The sequence below is a fragment of the Microcoleus sp. bin38.metabat.b11b12b14.051 genome (genome assembly GCF_013299165.1).
Taxonomy (GTDB): Bacteria; Cyanobacteriota; Cyanobacteriia; order Cyanobacteriales; family Microcoleaceae; genus Microcoleus.
On the sequence record NZ_JAAFKD010000006.1, the window covers coordinates 56,255 to 76,368 of the forward strand.

Annotated in this window: 10 protein-coding genes and 1 pseudogene; 6 read left to right on the forward strand and 5 right to left on the reverse strand. The window is 47.2% G+C overall.

Annotated elements, in window-relative coordinates; translation table 11 throughout:
• Positions 1-2 precede the first annotated feature (2 nt).
• Complete coding sequence (locus QZW47_RS08975) at positions 3-203, forward strand: hypothetical protein (protein ID WP_293126242.1); 201 nt, start codon at positions 3-5, stop codon at positions 201-203.
• A 196-nt stretch (positions 204-399) separates the two neighbouring features.
• On the opposite strand, the gene QZW47_RS08980 is transcribed toward QZW47_RS08975, so the two are convergent.
• Entirely contained in the window at positions 400-1,005 is a 606-nt protein-coding gene (locus QZW47_RS08980) for a VTT domain-containing protein (protein ID WP_293126244.1), read from the reverse strand.
• Between the two features lie 153 nt (positions 1,006-1,158).
• Between QZW47_RS08980 and QZW47_RS08985 the strand changes: the two are divergent.
• A pseudogene (locus QZW47_RS08985) lies at positions 1,159-2,040 on the forward strand (mechanosensitive ion channel family protein).
• A 254-nt stretch (positions 2,041-2,294) separates the two neighbouring features.
• On the opposite strand, the gene QZW47_RS08990 reads toward QZW47_RS08985, so the two are convergent.
• Positions 2,295-3,002, reverse strand: a complete 708-nt coding sequence (locus tag QZW47_RS08990) for a PEP-CTERM sorting domain-containing protein (protein WP_293126246.1) — start codon at positions 3,000-3,002, stop codon at positions 2,295-2,297.
• A gap of 600 nt (positions 3,003-3,602) precedes the next feature.
• Positions 3,603-4,202 (reverse strand): sulfite oxidase-like oxidoreductase, encoded by a 600-nt coding sequence (locus tag QZW47_RS08995; RefSeq protein WP_293126248.1) that lies wholly within the window; start codon positions 4,200-4,202, stop codon positions 3,603-3,605.
• A gap of 309 nt (positions 4,203-4,511) precedes the next feature.
• On the opposite strand from QZW47_RS08995, the gene QZW47_RS09000 reads away from it, so the two are divergent.
• A complete protein-coding gene (locus QZW47_RS09000) occupies positions 4,512-4,745 on the forward strand; it encodes a hypothetical protein (RefSeq protein ID WP_293126250.1) in 234 nt (77 codons plus the stop codon).
• 259 nt (positions 4,746-5,004) lie between these two features.
• Here QZW47_RS09000 and QZW47_RS09005 read toward each other — a convergent pair whose 3' ends face one another.
• Together QZW47_RS09005 and QZW47_RS09010 are read right to left on the reverse strand one after the other, a co-directional pair.
• Positions 5,005-5,700 carry a TrkA family potassium uptake protein gene (locus tag QZW47_RS09005; RefSeq protein WP_293126252.1) on the reverse strand — a complete coding sequence of 232 codons (696 nt, stop codon included), beginning with the start codon at positions 5,698-5,700 and terminating at the stop codon, positions 5,005-5,007.
• Positions 5,701-5,840: 140 nt separating this feature from the next.
• A complete protein-coding gene (locus QZW47_RS09010) occupies positions 5,841-7,175 on the reverse strand; it encodes a TrkH family potassium uptake protein (protein ID WP_293126254.1) in 1,335 nt (444 codons plus the stop codon).
• A gap of 255 nt (positions 7,176-7,430) precedes the next feature.
• Between QZW47_RS09010 and QZW47_RS09015 the strand changes: the two genes are divergently transcribed.
• From QZW47_RS09015 to QZW47_RS09025, 3 genes are all read left to right on the forward strand, one after another.
• On the forward strand, positions 7,431-8,384 hold the full coding sequence (locus QZW47_RS09015) for a methyltransferase domain-containing protein (RefSeq protein WP_293126256.1): 954 nt from the start codon (positions 7,431-7,433) through the stop codon (positions 8,382-8,384).
• A gap of 406 nt (positions 8,385-8,790) precedes the next feature.
• Positions 8,791-9,789, forward strand: coding sequence for a homogentisate phytyltransferase (locus QZW47_RS09020; protein WP_293126258.1), 999 nt, complete (start codon positions 8,791-8,793; stop codon positions 9,787-9,789).
• Positions 9,790-10,130: 341 nt separating this feature from the next.
• Positions 10,131-19,847: a tetratricopeptide repeat protein gene (locus QZW47_RS09025; protein ID WP_293126260.1), complete on the forward strand. Its 9,717-nt coding sequence runs from the start codon at positions 10,131-10,133 to the stop codon at positions 19,845-19,847.
• The last annotated feature ends 267 nt before the right edge of the window (positions 19,848-20,114 follow it).

Sequence of the window (20,114 nt, forward strand, 5' to 3'; positions counted from 1 at the left end):
GTATGTTATTTCCCAGAAATCATCAAACTTTGTTAGTTTTAGCAGATTATCCCATCGGCGGGCAAGTGTTGCATTTTTACTATCTGCGGATGGGCGATGCGGATCTGAAATGTTGGTGGTGCGCGATCGACCAATTTGCCAGAAGTTTACCGGCGACTCACCCGCACAGCCAGAGTCGATCGATTTTAGATTTTAGATTTTAGATTTTAGATTTTAGATTTTAGATTTACTCGCTTTGACGATCGGGAATCTGCAACTTTCGTCTCAAACCTTACTGTCTGGCTGAGTCAATGCTTTTCGTCAAGTAAGTCCAGCTAACTAAACGTTAAATACTGCTCCCGAACAAGCTTGCTGTGTCTGCCTTCTGCCTTCTTCCTTCTTCCTTCTACCTTCTTCCTTCTACTTATTAGCGCGGCGTTCTTGAATTATATGAATAATCGAAGGCACAAAAGAAAGTACAATTATTCCGCCAACAATCGGCAGTAAATATTGATCAACTTTCTCTGGAGGAATCATCTTTCCCAAATAATAACCGAGCAGCGTTAGCCCCACCGTCCACAAAAACCCGCCGATCAGGTTATAAAACATAAAAGTTTTATATTTCATTGCCGCCACTCCTGCCACTATCGGCGCAAAAGTGCGGAGAATCGGCGTAAATCTTGCCAGTACAACTGCTTTTTGACCGTGTTTTTCGTAGAACTTTTCGGTCTTTTCTAAATATTCTTTTTTAAACAGCCAGGAATCTTCCTTATTAAATAAGCGACGGCCCCAACGGTGTCCGCTTGCATAGCCCACATTATCGCCAGCCACGGCGCAGACAAAACACCCAAAAATTAGCGTCCAAATATTCAGAGAGTTTGGCCCAGCAGCCACAATTCCCGCAGCAAACAGCAAGCTGTCTCCCGGCAAAAAGAAACCAAACAGCAATCCAGATTCTGCGAATACAATCCCCCAAATTCCGAAATAGCCGAAGGTTTTAATCAGTTCCTGCAAATTGAAATTCATCTTTCTGTTTTTCCGAGGAATGAACGGAGTAGTATATAAATGACATCTATGATATCATTGTTTGTTGAATGTAGCATGAACGAAACTATGGCAAGATAAGAAATTAGCCAGTTACTGATTATTTGTGTAAAACTTTTTAGTTTATTTTTAACAATGGGTGCGGTAATTCAACAAATCCAAACTAGCTTGTTAAACCTGCTGGGTCAAGCGATCGAGGCAATGCCGTCAATAGCAGCGGCTATGATAGTTCTTGTGCTGACGAACACCGCAGCGAAGTTTGTTCGCAAAGCAGTATCGGCAGCTACCGAACAGACTGTCAAAAGTTTATCCTTGCGATCGCTGTTGGTGCAGATAGCCTTTGCCCTCACTTGGGCTGCTGGGAGTTCGATCGCCTGCGTGATTGCTTTCCCGGCTTTGCGTCCGGGAGATATCATCGGTTTGTTAGGATTGGGTTCAGTAGCTGTTAGTTTCGCTTTCCAAGATATCTTCAAAAACTTTTTAGCGGGAATCTTGATGCTGCTGCACGAACCGTTTCAATTAGGCGACCAGATAATTGTAGAAGACTTTGAAGGTACTGTTGAATAAATTTCGATGCGTTCAACTCAAATTCGGACTTACCAAGGAGAACGAGTTATAGTGCCGAATGCGATCGTATTTACCAATTCAGTGCGGGTACTGACAGCGATGCCGCACAGGCGAACAGACCTGCCTTTGATTTTAGACTACGATACCGAACCTTCACGAGCAATTGAAACCTTAGTTGCAGCTATTTCCGAAGTCGAAGGCGTTTTGTCGCAACCAACCCCAGAAATCGATATTTCAGGTCTTAACGATGGTTGTTTGCATCTAATTGTCCGCTATTGGACGCTGCCGGAACAAGCACAGGTGCGACGGACAAAAACGCGGGCTGTGATGGCGGTTAAAGCAGCGTGCGATCGAGCCAATATTAAAATTCCTCAACCGATACCGGTGAATTTGTACGACTTGCACTCGTCGTCGAACAACTCTGCGTCAAATTCAGCTACCGACGTATAATTAAGTTGCTGGGCGCGGGAGAGCGAGATAATTGCCCAATTAGGTTTTAATTTTTTTAATTTTTTATAAATTATTAATTAACTTTTTGCCAATTCACCCTTGATTTATTGCCTCCACATCCATCCGTAACATCCGCAGCCGAACTTCCTGCTTCTGAAACCAAGCAAAAGGCGAGCCGATTTCCCTATCGGCGCGCCTTTACATCGTATGATTTTTTCCGAAACGTCATTGAGGCGATCGTTCCCTTTAAAAAATTATGAAGCGGTATTGCTAGCGCGGCGGCGGCGGCGGGCTGCAATCAAGCCACCCAAACCTAGAGCCATACCAGTCATCGTAATCGGCTCGGGAACTGCTTCGGCAGTCACGGTGAAGTCTTGGAAGTCTTTGTCGTTGCCGTTACCGCGATCGTCAAAGGAGATTGTTGTGCCTCCGTTAAAGAGAGAACCTAATCCGTCTGTGTAATTTCCCGCAGCTTGGAAGTTGTTAGTTGTTTCTTTGCCGAGTGCGCTCCACAGTGGCGCTCCGCCAAACACTGCTTGCTGACTGCCTGTAGAAGCGACGTTCAGGTTCAGCCCAGATGTGGAATATACCATGCCATCACTGCCGCTGTTAAGTCCCAAAGTGTAAACTTGATTTGCTAAGAAGGTGAATGCTGCCGAGCCAGAACCCAACACTGTATTGCCCAGAGTTCCTTTCCATTCGTTGGCGCGGCCGTTGTCGGAGGATTTAGTTTCCGAAAATAAGTCCGCAACTTTGGAGAGTGTAAAACCGTTCACGTTGTAAATCCCCAAAGAGGATTGGTACATACCGTGAGATTCTTTGAAGTTGAAGTTGACGCTTGTGTCTTCTGTGAATTTGATACCGTTGGTGCCGAAAGAGAAGGCATGAGCTGGAGCGGCAGGGCCCAACATGGCTGTAACGGCTGCGGTAGTTGCTAGGGCGGATAAGAGTTTGGTATTCATAACTGCTTTCTGGTGTGCGAGGATGTTAATAGTTTTATTATCAGATAGTTTGTTGGCGTTTGTGGTAGTTTTTGTGAATTTTGACAGATTCTTTATCAAGCCTTTACACATCCTTTACAAATGCTGGACATCGAACCTGCTTCCAGGGATCTCGCTCTTGATTAAATACAGGCAATAATTATCATTTTTATGCGCTCAAACCTTGCATTTGCAAGCATTATAGCGCTAAAGAGTCAAACAGAATTTGGTCGGGTTTCGCCTAATGTTTTATTTATTTACAATCTCAATTATCAACTGCCAAAATTTACGTATAAACACGGTTGCACCGACGCCTATCCCAAGTTAAAAAAGAGTTTATCAGCTAGAAATTGGGAATATTTGTTTGTGTGGGACTGGGCTGGGGGAGTTAAAAGACTTTATCTATCGGGAAGATTACGTAAAAAGTGCAATGCTGGGTTGATATCTTTGGTTTGAATTTGAGGAAAGCCCCGCCTCCCAAAGATGGTCGAGATGCAATGTCAGGCGAACTCGGGGATGCGATCGCATAGTGGATGGGGCATCAAGAAATACTCTCGGTACAAGGTCTCGGCCGCGCGCGCATCAAAACAAACCGCTGTAGCGTTCCTCGGCCCAAGGTTCGCCCCGCTGGTGATAGCCGTTACGTTCCCAAAAACCGAGTTGTTCGGTTTCGGTAAACTCCAGCCCGTTAATCCATTTAGCGCTTTTCCAAGCGTACAAGTGCGGAACTACCAGCCGCATCGGGCCGCCGTGGTCGGGGGATAGGGGTTCGCCGAAGACGGTGTGGGCGAAAAAGTTTTCTTCTCGCAGGAAGTCGGCGATCGTAATATTGGTAGTGTAGCCACCGTAGCAGTGCTCGACGACGTGCAAGGCCGAGCGATCGAGTTCTACGCAGTTCATGAAATCCGTGACTTTGACTCCCGTCCACTGCACATCTAGTTTCGACCAGCGGGTGACGCAGTGAAAATCCGCTGTAAAGTTACTTTGGGGCATCGCCTGGAAGTCCGACCAAGTGAAGGTTTTTGGTTTGACCAATCCCCAGACTTTAAATTCCCAACTCTCAATGCTCACCGAAGGTGTATCGCCGTAGGTCAGCACGGGAAAGCCGTTGGCGAGGTATTGACCCGGGGGGACGCGATCGCTATTTTCTGGTTCTGGCTTGCGAAAAAATTTGCCCTGCATTGATTCACGCTCTACAGTAACTGACTGCAACACTCAGTATAACTTGCAGGTATCAGTGCAGGGCAATTCATCTCTAGGTAGAAAGCTTTCATGTCTGGTGCGCGACTCAAAATCCCTACATTCCGGCGTTTCTCTGCATATTTGTGCCAAAAGAGAGATGTGTCCGTCAAAATTTAGTATTAATTGGTCAAGCTTAGTAATTACTTAACATTAAATATTATCCCAATTAGGTGTTCATTTCCCAAAAATTCATGTATCGTTACAAGAGACTGATAGACCAAATATTAAAAATTTAATTGGAGAAAAAAAATGCTCGCAACTTGCTTGATTCCATTGACCGTCTGCTTGATTGCTGGGTGGGTGACTGCTGGGACTAACGAAAGAACGTTAGACGGGATTCCGGCTCCCATAGCTGCAATTATTGGGGTGTGTTCGTTAATTTGGTTTTTGGCTGTATGTCCTTGGCCTGTGGAACTCGCTCTAGTGTTGGCGGTACTGGTTTTCGGTAAAGTTTACCTGCAAGATATATTGAATGTAGGCTGAATTTTCAGGGCTAGCGCTCCTAGATTTGCAGGAGCGCGATCTGGTGCTTCTACTTTTATTTAATAATTTTCCGTTTTGGCTATTGTTTGGGTTGTGTTTTTAGAGGAAGCTGGAACGGCTGAAGCGACTCCTGTATCGTTGAAATTCAATTGAGATATCTCGATGAAAAACTAAAAGATCGAGGCGATCGTTCGCTCGCACATAATATAAGGTGCGTATTGCGCACCCTACATATCGAGCAAGCAAACAGGGCGAGCTATTAAATTGGCAAGCGATTGATATCTTTATTAGAACCAATTACTACCATCACCTCGCCGTTTTTCAATCGTTCGTTTGGCTGGGGATTGATCTCGAACTTGTCGCCGCGACCGATTGCTAGCAAGTTCAAACCATACCTGCGCCGGAGATCCAATTCGGTGATGGTTTTACCGCCAAATTTTTCAGGAACGAGCAACTCAACAATGCTGTGATTTGGGTCGAGGTCAAAGCGTTCTAGAATGCTGGGTTTTGTAAGAATGCGGGCCAAAGAGCAACCCATTTCTCGTTCGGGAAAAACTACATGATCTGCGCCGACTTTTTGCAAAATTTTCAAATGAGTTTCCGAGGAAGCTTTGGCGATTACGTGAGTTACCCCGCCTTCTTTCAGGTTTAGGGTGGTGGTAATGCTTTCTGCTAGGTAATTGCCGATCGCCACAATCACTGTTTCAAATTCAAATATACCCGCTCCCCTAAGAGCGCTAGGCTCAGTAGAATCTAACTGCACAACGTGAGCAGCTATACGATCGTTCAAAGCTTGAGTTACTTTTTTTTCGTCGGTGTCAACCCCGAGGACTTCGTAACCCAAGTCATGCAGGGTCGAACACACAGCTTTGCCGAAGCGTCCCAAACCAATAACTGCAAACTGCTTGTTTTCCGCGCGCAAACCACGAAAAAATTTTAAAGATGAAAGGTTCACTGAATATCCAGCGCTGAGCGTCTTGCTTTTTAAATTGTAGCAGAGACAGCGCCGCCTCCTTTTGATTTTTGAGTAAATAGTAAAAGTTGATTTGGGTTGTCACCCATTGTTTAGATTATCAGCAACTAGGCAGGATTTTTTTATCCAACTAACAAACTTTCCTCAGCATACTTAAAAGTTCTGGGTTTGGGATCGCCGACAGCGGCACTCATTAGCAGTAGCACGCCAACCCGACCTATATACATGGTAGCAATCAAAATTAATTTGCCGATCGCCGAAATCTTGGCTGTAATCCCTGTGGAAAGGCCGACTGTGCCAAAACCTGACATTGCCTCAAATAGCACTTGCATAAATTCTAGTTCGGGATTGGTGATTTCGATTAAAGTTGCAGATGCGATCGCGACCAACAGGGAACCAAAGACTACGCTAATAGTTTTTAGAATCAGTGCTGACGGGATTTGACGCTGATAGCACTGCACCTGTTCCTGACCATCGAGAACTGCTGCGGTACAGCTAAATAATATCCTAAAAGTTGTGGTTTTGATGCCACCGCCGGTGCTGCCGGGACTGGCACCAATAAACATCAGGACGATGGTCATAAATAACGAGGCTTCGGTCATTTTGCTGATGTCAATTGTATTAAATCCCGCCGTGCGAGGAGTAACTGATTGAAACCAAGCGGCCATTACCTTTTGCGGAAAATTGAGAGGTCCGAAAGTTCCTGGGTTGTTGTATTCCAGCACTAAATATGCTAGGGTTCCTAAAATTAAAAGGAAAGCAGTTGTACTGGTGACAACTTTGAAGTTGAGGGAAAAAACTGTGCAGATAGGGCTTTTGTTGAAGCGATCGCGTAGCCACAGGTACATTTCCATAATTACTTGATAGCCGATTCCCCCAAATATGATTAAACCACTGATTGTGAAGTTAATTACAGGGGAATTTACATAGCCAATTAAACTATCTGAGTAGAGGCTAAATCCGGCATTGTTAAAGGCATTAACACTGTGAAATATAGCAGACCAGAGACCGTCTTTAAATCCGTATTTAGGGACAAAAACCGACATTAACAAAAACACTCCTGTTAATTCAAACAAAGCGGTTGTTGCTATAATTGACTGCACGAGTTGCACTACGCCGGCTAGCCCGGATTTATCAAGTGATTGTTGCAGGGCAATTTTGTCTTTTAAACCAAAGCGGCGGCCCAATAACAGCAACAACAAAGTTGTGGCTGTCATGTAGCCCAAACCTCCTATTTGCACCAGTAAAACTAGGCAGAGTTGTCCCCAAAAAGAGTAATATTTGCCGACATCCACAACCGATAAGCCGGTGACGCAGACGGCGGAAGTAGAGGTGAAGAGTGCTGTGATTGGATCGCTCCAAGTTCCATCAATTGTGGAAAATGGCATCATTAGTAGTAGAGCACCTGCGGTAATGACGGCGAGAAAGCCCAAGCAAATGGTTCGCGAGACAGTCATGCGATTTTAGATTTAAGATTGAAGAATTTGAGATTGAAGAATTTGAGATTGAAGAATTTGAGATTTGGGATTTGAAAGGGAACCCAGAAATCGATTTGAGATTTGAGAGGTAGCCCACAAATCGATCGCCCGGCTTGAAATCAGGACATCTGTCCTAGTGCGAGTGCCTGAGGCCGATCGCCAAAAATCGCAAAACTTCGATGACAACATTGGGGAAATAACGGTAGAATTCCTTTAATAACTTGCGATCCGGCTATGACATCAACACTTTACCAGCAAATTCAGCAACTATATGACGCTTCTAGCGGTTTGTGGGAGCAGGTGTGGGGCGAACATATGCACCACGGGTTCTACGGCCCGGATGGCAATCTGAAAAAAGAGCGGCGACAAGCTCAGATTGATTTGATCGAAGAACTGCTGGGCGAGGCTGGAGTAACGTCTGTTGCAGCAGGAACGGAACCTTACCGCATTCTGGATGTCGGTTGCGGAATCGGGGGGAGCACGCTGTATTTGACTCAAAAGTTTAGCTCGATCGCGCCAAATAATTTAAAGTCGGATGGTGGGGTCGAGATCGATTCGAGTCGATCGACACAAGATAAGACGATCCCGAGAGTTACAGCTACGGGCATTACTCTGAGTCCGGTACAGGCAAAAAGAGCAACGGAACGCGCTCAAAGTGCTGGACTCGAAAGCAATGTCAATTTTTTGGTGGCAGATGCTTTGAATATGCCTTTTCCTGATGAGTCTTTTGATTTGGTTTGGTCGCTCGAAAGCGGCGAACATATGCCAGACAAAATTAAGTTTTTGCAGGAATGTTGCCGCGTGCTCAAGCCGGGAGGAACTTTGATTTTGGCGACTTGGTGTCACCGTCCGCTGGGAGAAACGAAGGGAGAATTGACTGATGCAGAGAGAAGGGAATTGGCAGAAATTTACCGGGTTTATGCTTTGCCTTACGTGATTTCTTTGCCGGAATACGAGGAAATTGTTCGCAGTTTGCCTTTTACAAGTATTCGCAGTGCGGATTGGTCAAAGGCGGTTGCTCCGTTTTGGGATGTGGTGATCGATTCTGCTTTGACTCCGAGCGCGATTTGGGGTTTGCTAACTAGCGGTTGGACGACTGTTCAAGCTGCACTTGCTCTCGGATTGATGAGTCGGGGATATGAGAGCGGACTGATTCGTTTCGGATTGATTTGTGCTGTAAAATCTTAGGGATGGAGCGGAGAATTTTTGAAGGTTCAGTTAAGGCTAAGGCGCTCCGAAGCATTGCTGTCAACTTGCGATCGAATGCAGTAAGCTGTCGCGCATTTAAATTGCATATTCAGGGCGGGCGGGACGCCGACCCCACAAGACTTTGATGGTTTTTTGATATACAATTTGAATGCCGCAACAGCTTATGACTCTACTGTTTGACTGTTAGCCCCAATCCCCCCTAACCCCCCGACGATCCGGGGGGAACCGGAAACTTTCTGAAAGTAAGTCTTCGATGGGGGATGCGAGGGGGAGCGAGACTCGGCGACAGACGAGATAACTCAAGGGTTTTAGGCGATTGTTGAGAGAAAGTGTAAGGTGTTGTGCACCTTACAGAATGTTATTTTTTGTGGCAGTTGTGTGATTTATGAGCAACGATTCGATCGGCAAATCTTGGATTGAGCGTGAAAATGGCGAGGCTCCGCAAAGCTGGGTGCGGGCATTTTGGGAGTTTTCTCGGCCGCACACGATTGTGGGGACTACGTTGAGTGTACTGGCTTTGTACGCGATCGCCCAAAGCAACCGGCTGTTGGTGAATCCGGTATTTCTGCCCCTAGCTTTTGCTTGGTTGGCTTGCATTTGTGGCAATATTTATATTGTGGGATTGAACCAGTTAGAAGATGTGGAAATTGATAAAATAAATAAGCCGTATTTGCCGATCGCCTCGGGAGCTTTTTCTCGCAAGACTGGAGAGGTGATTGTAGTCTCAACGGGAATTTTAGCGGTTTTGATTGCGCTATTCCAAGGCCCGTTTTTGCTGGCTACGGTTGGCGTGAGTTTGGCGATTGGGACTGCTTATTCTCTGCCGCCAATTCGGCTCAAACGCTTTCCTTTTTGGGCGGCGCTGTGCATTTTTACGGTGCGGGGGGCGATCGTCAATCTCGGGCTATTTCTGCACTTTAATTGGGTGTTGAGTTTGTCCAGGGCGAAAAGCATTTTTTCAGACTGGAGTTTAAATAGTGTGTCTTTTGAGATACCGCCGGAAGTTTGGGTGCTGACGGTGTTTGTGGTGGTGTTTACCGTGGCGATCGCGATTTTTAAAGATATTCCCGACATGGAGGGCGACAAGCAATACAATATTACTACGTTTACGATCGAGCTGGGCAAGCCTGCGGTCTTTAATTTGTCTCGCTGGGTGCTGACGGTTTGCTATTTGGGCGCGAATGGAGCCGCAGCAGTCCTGTTGTCTAGCGTTAATTTAGTGTTTTTTGTCGCGGCTCATTTGGCGGCTTTGGGTTTGATGTGGTTTTGGAGTTTTAAAGTTGATTTGGACGATTCAAAAGCAATTACTGATTTTTATCAGTTTATCTGGAAGTTGTTTTTCTTAGAATATTTGATTTTTCCAGCAGCTTGTTGGTTGGGGTAGAAGTTCAATAGCGGATGCAAGTAACGGATTTAATGGATAGAGATAAATTAGGCTGTCGCGCATTTAAATTACATATTCGGTACGGGCTAGAAGCCCATACCACTCATTGTTTGATTTATTTTGCATACACAATTTAAATGTAGAACAGCTTAGGTAACGGATTCGCTTTATTTGGATTTAACGGAATTAACGAATGGATGTTGAGGAAAGAAGGGAAGAAGGCTCGCTGCGGCTGCGGTATTCGGGCAAAAAAAAAGGGAAGAAGGAAGGAAGGAAGAGTTAACGGATTAGAGTAAGTTGGTAATTACAAGTTAGCGAACTCCCAAACAACACAGACAACTATGGCTTCTCAAAAAAAATCTCGAAAAACTGCCTGCAAATTGGATGTAGAACACTCTTTGAAAATAGCTTGGGAACATCACCAAGCGGGGCGTTTGTTAGAAGCTGAGAATTTGTATCGGCAAATTGTAGAAGCGCAGCCGGAATCAGCAAATGTGTTGTGCTTGCTGGGAATAGCGCTGAGACAGCAGGGAAAAATTGCCTCGGCGCTGGAATTTTACGATCGCGCGATCGCCCAAAACCCCGATTTTGTTGAAGCACATTTAAACAAGGCTCATGTTTTGATGGATGTCGGCGAAAGTCAAAGGGCGATCGTTAGTTACGAGCAAGTCATCAAAATTCAACCGGATTCCTCGCTAGCATACAATAATTTGGGCTGGCTCAAACAGCACTCTGGCGAAATTGACTCGGCAATTTTATATTATCAAACAGCGCTGGCTCTCGACCCCAATTTGCTGGAAACCGCGCACAATTTAGCAAGATTATTTACAGAAAAAAATCAATTAAACGATGCAGAAGCCTGTTACAGGCACGTCTTAAAAATAAATCCTAAATTGACATCTTCTCTGCTGGGCTTGGGGACAGTTTTGCAGCAGCAAGGTAAATTAACCGAAGCTTTCAACTGCTACCAGCAAGCTCTAGAAATAGAACCAAACAATGCCGACGCTCAGAACAATATGGGAGCATTCTACCACGAGCAAGGCAATACAAAAGCAGCAATATCGCATTACCGACAAGCATTAAGCTTAAAGCCGGACTTAGTGGATGCTATTAACAACCTCGGACACGCTTTGGTAGATGTAGGAGAATTTCAAGAGGCTTTTTTGTGTCACAGTCGAGCCTTGGAATTGCAGCCAGATAACGCCGTCGCTCACCTGGAATTAGCTTTGACTTTGCTGTTGTTTGGAGATTACCAGCGAGGTTTTGCTGAGTACGAGTGGCGGTGGCGCACTCCACAACTACAACCGAGACATTTTCCACAGCCGCTTTGGGATGGTTCGGATTTGCACTTTAAAACTATTTTACTCCACGTCGAGCAAGGCTTCGGCGATTCGATTCAGTTTATTCGCTACGCGCCGCTCCTGTGCAGCCGAGGTGCTAAAGTTATGGTGGCTTGCTATCCGGAACTGATGCGGTTGTTTGCAACTGTGGGCGGGATTGAATATTTATCAGTTAGTTTAGAAGGTTTGCCAGCATTTGATGTTCACGCTCCGCTGATGAGTTTGTCGCGAATTTTGGGGACAACTCTCGACACAATCCCGGCAAATGTTCCTTATTTAAGTCCGCCTGCTGAGTGTAAATTTGCGCTGGCTTCTGATGCAAAGTTGAAGGTGGGGATTGTGTGGGCGGGAAGTCCGCAGCGGCGCAAAGATCGCGATCGCTCTTGCAATTTGCAGGATTTTGTGCGGTTTTTTGATGTGCCGGGAATTGCTTTTTATAGTTTACAAAAAAACTTGTCGCAGAGCGATCGCACTTTGCTCAACCAGCATTTAGTACCGGATTTGAGCCCGCACCTGAGCGACTTTGCTGATACGGCTTCGGCGATATCCCAACTCGATTTAGTGATTAGTGTCGATACTTCTGTGGCGCACCTAGCGGGTGCTTTGGGAAAACCGGTGTGGGTGTTGCTGTCTTTTGCTCCTGACTGGCGCTGGCTGCTAGAGCGCGATGACAATCCTTGGTATCCAACAGCAAGGCTGTTTCGCCAAAATCAGCGGGAAAATTGGCAAGAGTTGTTTCAGGAAGTACACGCGGCTTTGAGTTTATTTGCGATCGCCAATGCTGCTGATTCCGAGGATTTAGGGCAAAATCTGCCGCTGGAAATGACTGTGGATGCGGCGGGGCTGGAAATGACAGGCGCCAGTGAGAGTCAACAAATATTTTTGACAGCGGGGGAAGCGCCCGCTAACGGCTCCGCAGTCCAAAAATTGCCGTTTGTTGACACATCGGCGATCGCCAATTCCGTGGTGTTAGAGAATTTATTGCGGCAAGCCGAATATTTAATGGAAACTGGCGACAAGCAAGAGGCGATCGCCGTTTACGAACAAATCATCTCTCTGGAGCCAAATTGCGTGCAAGCGCGGATTAATTTTGGTTTTCTCAAACAAGAAAACGGCGAGTTAGAGGCAGCTATCCCGCATTATCGAGAAGCTTTGGCGCTCGATCCAAATATTCCTCAAACAGCTTACAACTTAGCACAGATTTTTGAGGAACAAGGTCAAGTCGAAGAGGCGATCGCCCATTACGAACAAGCTCTTGTTGCGGAACCGGATTTCGTGCCGGCACTGATTAATTTAGCGGTGGTGCTGCAAGAAAAGGGCGAGCTGTTAGAAGCTCTTAACCTGTATCGGCGGGCGCTAGAAATTCAGCCGCATAGCTGGGAAGCATACAACAATCTGGCAACAGTGCTGCAACAACAGGGCAATTTAGAAGATGCGCTGGAATATTATCACAAAGCTCTGGAGTTGCTGCCGGATTTTGTGGAAGCAATCAACAATTTAGGCAGGACTTTTCTGGAAAAAGGAGCGCTGGAAGATGCGATCGCCTGTTACAGGCGGGCGATTAGTTTAAGTCCAGATCATGCCAGCGCTCACCTGAATTTGTCCTTGGCTTTGCTGCTGTCGGGAGATTTGGAAAATGGTCTCGCCGAATACGAGTGGCGCTGGAAAATTAAAGAATTTCAAACCGGGCATACTTGTTTTTTGACGGGGCCGGAAAATGCAGTTTCGGTGAGAGAATACCGGCCGCTGTGGGATGGTTCAAATTTGCAGGGAAAGACTATTTTGCTGCACGCTGAGCAAGGTTTGGGCGATTCGATTCAGTTTGTGCGCTACGCTGCGATGGTGAAGCAGAAAGGCGGTAGGGTAATTGTGGGTTGTTACCCGCAAGTGCAGCGTTTGTTTGCAACGGTTGAGGGAATTGATTTGCTGATTGTTAGGGGTGAGCCGCTGCCGGAATTTGACGTGCAAGTGCCGATGTTGAGTTTGCCCTACGCGATGGGTACTACCCTCGAAACAATCCCCGCAATTACTGCTTATTTATCTCCACCTGCTGGTGCAGAATTTGCGCTTTTACCCGATCGCAATTTGAAAGTTGGGATTGTCTGGGCGGGAAATCCCAAACACCGCAAAAATATGCAGCGATCTTGTAGTTTAAGTCAGTTTCTACCGCTTTTGGACGTGGCGGGGGTAACTTTTTACAGCTTGCAGAAAGAGGTTTCTGAGGCCGATCGCGCTGTGTTGGATCGAACGCCGATCGTCGATTTGAGCCCGCATTTTGGCGATTTGGCGGATACTGCTGCTGCGATCGCCCAACTGGATTTGGTGATTGCTGTCGATACGGCTGTCGCCCATTTGGCGGGGGCTTTGGGCAAGCCTGTCTGGATTTTGCTGGCGTTTTCGCCGGATTGGCGGTGGTTGTTGGAGCGCTCAGACAGTCCTTGGTATCCGACGGCGCGGCTGTTCCGCCAGCACCAGCGGGGCGATTGGGAACCTGTTTTCGCTCGGGTGGCTCAGGCTCTGGGAAGCATGGTTGCGGCACCGCCTGCGCCTTCTGAGGCGGCGGATGCGGAGTTTCGCTCGGGCCGGGATTTGCAGCAGCAGGGAGACTTTGCCGGTGCGATCGAATGTTACGAGCGGGCGATCGCGATCGCTCCGGATTACGCCGCCGCTTACAGCAATTTAGGTGTTCTCAAACAGCAAGGCGGGCGGTTGACAGAGGCGATCGCGCACTACCGTCAAGCTCTCGCCATCGATCGGCAGTTGGCGGAAACTGCGAGCAATTTGGGCAGCGCTTTGGCGGAAGCAGGGGAGATTGCAGGGGCGATCGCCCAATACGAGCGGGCGCTGTCTTTGAACCCAAATTGCGCCGAAGCCCTGGTGAATTTGGGCGTGCTGCGGGAAGAGCAAGGGGATGTGCCAGAGGCTATAAAGCATTACCAGGAAGCGGTTCAGCTCAATCCCCATTGCGCGGCGGCTTATTTTAATTTGGGAATTGTGCAGGAGGAACAAGGGCAGGAAGTGGAAGCGATCGCGAATTACGAGCTGGCGATCGCGAATTACGAACAAGCGATCGATCGCGAGCCAAATTATTTCCACGCTTTGCACAACTTAGCCTACGCCTCGATCCGTCAGGGCAAAATTGCTCGCGCGATCGAATTGTACGATCGAGCTCTGGCGTCGCAGCCGAATTTAGTAGAATCTGCGATCGCTTTAGGAAAATCCCTGCAACAGCAAGACAAGTTAGATGAGGCTGTAGCCGTTTTCCAGCAAGCAATTCACAAGTTCCCGACTCATGCGGGCGCTCGCTGGCATCTGGCAATTGTCCTGCACAAACAGGGGAAAATTGCCGATGCGATCGCCTGCTACCAGGAAGCTTTGAGCCTGAAACCCGATTTTCCCCAAGCTTGGGACAATCTGGGTAAAGCTGTTGAGGAAACCGCAAACACCGAAAAGGCGATCGAACCGGGCGATCTTAATAGTCTCAACAGTTTAGAAACTGCTTTGCACGATCGTGGCGAATTTGCCGCTCCTCTCACCGGCTACAGCCAAGCAGTTGAATTTAATCTCGCCAATCCCGAATCTCACCTCAATTTAGGTTTAGCTTTGCTGCTGGCGGGAGACTTGCAGCGCGGTTTTTCCGAATACGAATGGCGGCTGCTGGTGGAACGAAAACAGTTTCCCCACCACAAGTTTCATCAGCCACTTTGGGACGGCAAAGATTTAGCAGGAAAAGCAATTTTGATTTGCCCGGAACAAGGCTTAGGCGATGCAATTCAGTTTGTCCGTTACGTAGATTTAGTCAAGCAAAAAGGCGGTAGAGTAATTTTTTGGTGTTTGCCGCACTTGGAGCGATTGTTTGCCCAAGTTGCGGGAATTGACGAGTTAATCGTTAGTCCAGAAGCTGCACCGGATTTTCAAGTGTGCGCGCAGCTATTGAGTTTGCCCTATCTGCTGAAAACAAGTTTAGAAACAATTCCGGCAAAAGTTCCTTATTTAGCTCCGCCGCCGGATTTAAAATGTTATTTGCCTAAAAATTCTCAATTTAAAGTGGGAATTGTTTGGTCGGGAAATCCCAAACATTCACAAAATAAGGTACGCTCTTTACCGTTAAAGTTGTTGGCAAAACTGTTAGATATTCCCCGAGCCGAATTTTACAGTTTGCAAAAGGAACTTACCACAGACGATCGCGCTTTGTTAGAGCAACTGCCGATCGCAGATTTAAGCCCTCATTTGGGCGACATGGCCGATACTGCGGCGGCAATCTTGGCTCTAGATTTAGTGATTAGTGTCGATACTTCTGTGGCGCACTTGGCCGGTGCTTTGGGTAAACCGGTGTGGGTTGTGCTGTGTTTTGTGCCGGATTGGCGGTGGATGTTGGAGGGCGAAGACAGTCCTTGGTATCCGACGGCGCGGCTGTTTCGCCAGCCAAAGGCGGGGGATTGGGAACCTGTTTTAGCACGAGTTTTGTTGGCGCTGACTGAAAAAATATGCCAGCATCAAACAGCTTTACCGCCCGCAGCCCCTGAGTCTCATATGGAACTAGCTAAGAAACAGTTTGAGCGCGGAAATCTGCTGAAATCGCAAGGAAAATTTGCCGAGGCGATCGCGTATTTTAAGAATGCTTTGGTTTTGCAGCCAGATTCGATCGAGTGCGCTACTAATTTAGCGGTGACGCTGCACCAAACAGGCGATTTACCCGAAGCTGCTGTTTATTATCAGCGCGCGATCGAAATCGACCCGAACTGCCCTCAAGCGCAAAATAACCTGGGAATCTTGCTGCAAGATAGCGGGAATACAGCCGAGGCTGTAATTTGCTTTCACAGGGCGATCGCCCTAAATCCAATTTACGTCAAAGCTCTCAACAACATCGGCGCCATACTCCAGCACTCCGGCGAGCTCTCAAGTGCGATCGCCTATTTTCAGCAAGCACTTTCCATCAATACCAATTACGTGCCAGCGCTGTTAAATTTGGGCGTGGCGATGCAAGGAAAATCGCAGCCAGCAGACGCAGAACGGCTTTACCAGCGCGCAATTGCCGCCGAACCAAACAATCCCAAAACCTACTACCAGCTAGGTACTTTATGCTTGGAGACAGGTCAAATAGAACAGGCTATTGAGAATTTTGAACGAGCCATATCATTATATCCCAATTATGTAGAAGCTCTCACTAATTTAGGCAGCGCTTGCGAACAAATAGGAGACGCCAACCAAGCTATTTTTTGTTACAACCGAGCCTTAGAGATCGATCCAAAATGTGTTAAAGCTCGCTTCAATTTAAGCTTAATTTTGCTGTTGGCTGGGGACTTGCCGCGCGGTTTTGCCGAATACGAGTGCCGCTGGCAAACTGAACAGGCAAAAAACTTGCCGCGGTTGAATTTCGATCGCCAGATTTGGGATGGTTCAGATTTGAACGGGCAAACTATTTTGCTTCGCTGCGAACAAGGTTTGGGCGATGCCATTCAATTTGTGCGCTACGCAGCAATTGTGCAGCAAAAAGGTGGCAAAGTCATCATTTCTTGCTATCAAGAATTGCAGCGTTTATTCCAACAGATTCCCGGCATCGCACAGGTGGTGGTGCGGGCGGACGAATTGCCGGATTTCTACGTGCAAGCACCGCTGATGAGTTTGCCGCACATTCTGGGAACAAATTTAGAAAATATCCCGGCAAATGTGCCTTATCTGACGCCTCCTGCTGGCGGGAATTTGTCGCTTAATTCGCCTCAAACTTTCAAAGTAGGGATTGTGTGGGCGGGAAGTTCGGAACATTTGAAGGATTTTCAGCGATCGCTCGATTTCAGCTATTTTCTGAAATTGTTAGACATTCCCGGCGTAACTTTTTACAGCCTTCAGAAACAAGTGTCGGCGCTCGATCGTACTTTGTTAACTCAAACTTCTGTCATAGATTTGAGCGACAAGTTGAACGATTTTGCCGATACCGCAGCCCTGATCTCGCAACTAGATTTAGTCATTTGTGCCGATACCGCGATCGCCCATTTGGCGGGTGCTTTGGGTAAACCCGTATGGATTTTGCTCTGCTTTATGCCAGATTGGCGGTGGATGTTGCAGCGCTCAGACAGCCCCTGGTATCCCACGGCGCGGCTGTTTCGCCAGGAAAAACCGGGTGATTGGGATGAAGTGTGCGATCGTCTAAAAACTGCCTTGCAAGAATCAACAACCTCATTTTTTGCCAGTCAAGGGCTACAACCGCCCAGCGCGATCGCTCCCAACAACCTTACAGCAATTGAGATAGAGTTTCACATCGCAAATGCCTTGCGAAAAAAAGGTAACAAAGCCGAAGCAGCCGCCCGCTACCAACAAGTAATCGCCGCCTCGCCCAGCCACGCAGAAGCCCACAGTTATTTAGGTTATTTCCAACAGGAAAACGGGCAAATAGCCGAGGCAATTTTGCACTACCAACAAGCGCTAGCAACAAATCCCAATTTGGGCGAAACGAATTTGTATTTAGGTGCCGCCCTCGAAGAACAAGGAAGATTTGCCGAGGCGATCGACTGCTACAATAAAGCAATTCAACTATGCCCAGAATTACCAGAAGCGCACCTCAGATTAGCCTTAGCTTTGCTGTTAACGGGCAACTTTCAACAGGGTTTTGTGGAGTACGAATCGCGCTGGAAAACTCAAGAATTGGAGCCGAGATATTTCGCGCAACCGCTTTGGGATGGTTCAGATTTACAGGGAAAAACAATTTTGCTGCACCCAGAACAAGGTTTGGGCGATACAATACAGTTTGTCCGCTACGCGCCTTTAGTCAAGCAAAAAGGGGGCACAGTGATTGTGGCTTGTCATGTCTTGCTGAAGCCTTTGTTTGAAGGTATAGCCGGAGTCGATCGCATCGTAGTGCGCCCCAGCGAGTGCGTGGATTTTGACGTGCAAGCACCGCTGTTAAGTTTGCCGCGAATTTTGGCAACAACTTTAGAAAATATACCTGCAAATATTCCTTATTTAACTGCGCCGCCGCTGGCGAAAGTAACTCTAGAATCGAACGATCGCCTCAAAGTCGGCATTGTCTGGGCGGGCGGCGCGCTGCACCGCAAGAATCACGAGCGATCGTGCCAATTCAGCGATTTTGTGAAATTTTTAGATATTCCGGGAGTGAGCGTTTACAGCCTTCAGAAAGATTTGTCGGCGGGCGATCGCGCTTTATTAAAGCAACAACCGCAAATTAGAGATGTGAGCGAACATTGCATCGATTTTGCTGACACCGCCGCGATTGTTTCGCAACTCGATTTAGTAATTTGCGTAGATACTTCTATTGCTCATTTGGCTGGTGCGTTGGGTAAACCGGTGTGGATTTTACTATCTTTCGTCCCCGATTGGCGCTGGATGTTGGAGGGCGAAAATAGCCCCTGGTATCCCGCTGCGCGCCTCTTCAGGCAGCAAAAACCGGGTGATTGGGATGGCGTGGGCGATCGTATCAAAGCAGCCCTAGAACAACTAACTACCCCTTCCCAGGTTGTGTCTAGCAACCCAAATCCAGAGGCTCCCCCTCAACTTCCCCCCCCAGAAACCCCGCCACAAATAACCGGAATCGGCATTAGTTGGCCAGTCAGCATCACCAGCGGCTGGGGAATTTACGGCATGAATTTAACACTGCAACTGCTGCGAAATCCCGCCTGGGAAGTTGCACTTTTAGCACCCCCATCCATCAGCTCAGAATCCATCAATCCGCTGCACAAATCGCTGTTATTACCTGTAGTAGAAAAGCAGAAACAATTTCAGCAATTAGTAACCGCGAATTCTGACAAACAGATTACCTGCAACTTTCCCGTACTTTACGCTTTAGGGAATAATTTAGCATCCTCGGGAGTTGAGAATCAAATTACCAGCGCTTGTCAAGTCGGAGTCATCTTTTTTGAAGACACGCGCATCACCACCGCCGCCCTAGAAACAGCCAAAAAATATCGCGCCATAGTCGCCGGCTCCCACTGGAATGCGGATGTTTTGAGAAGCCGCGGCTTGACTAACGTAGCGATGGTAAATCAAGGAATTGACCCCGCAATCTTCCATCCTGCACCTAAATCTAACTTATTTGGCGATCGCTTCGTCATCTTCTCCGGCGGCAAACTCGAATATCGCAAAGGCCAAGACATTGTAATCGCCGCATTCAAACGCTTTCAGAAAAAACATCCTGAAGCATTATTACTAACAACTTGGCACAACTTTTGGCCACAGTATATGCTCGGAATTGAACAAATAGGAAACGTTGTCGGACTTCCTAATATTAACCGCGACGGAAGTTTAGGAATTTCCCAATGGTTGGTGGCTAACGGTTTACCGGCTGACTCTTTTATCGATATTGGCTTAATTCCCAATCACCTCGCCGGACAAATTTTGCGAGAAGCCGACTGCGCTGTTTTCACCAACCGCTGCGAAGGCGGCACTAACTTAGTCGCAATGGAAAGTATGGCCTGCGGAATTCCGACTATTTTATCAGCAAATACCGGACATTTAGACTTAATTTACAGCAACATTTGCTATCCTTTATCGCATCAGGGACGAGTGAAACCAACTCCTCATTTTCCCGGCGTCGAAGGTTGGGGAGAGTCTGAAGTTGCAGAAGTTGTCGAAGCTTTGGAGCAAATTTATCATAATCGCGAAGCAGCCAAACGTCGAGGTTTAGCTGGGGCGAATTTTATGCTGGATTGGACTTGGGAAAAACAGGTTAAGCGTTTTTTAAATGTGATAGTAAATCTGGGTTGAAAAGCCCTCGATCAGATTGGGCTTTTTCAAACGCGCCTAAAGTAAAGAAAGATTCGGTGGTTTCAGTAGACTACCGTGTTGGGAACGATTTTGCAATATAGCAGTTGACAGTTGACAGTTGACAGTTGACAGTTGCATAACGGGCATCAAACCATTGATTCCGTAAGGGTATCGGCTCTATCCATGAAGTTATTTATGTCCTAACCGCCTTGGCGGTTGCTATATTTGAGGCTCATCAGTGAATGATTCCCCGAATTTATTGAGCGG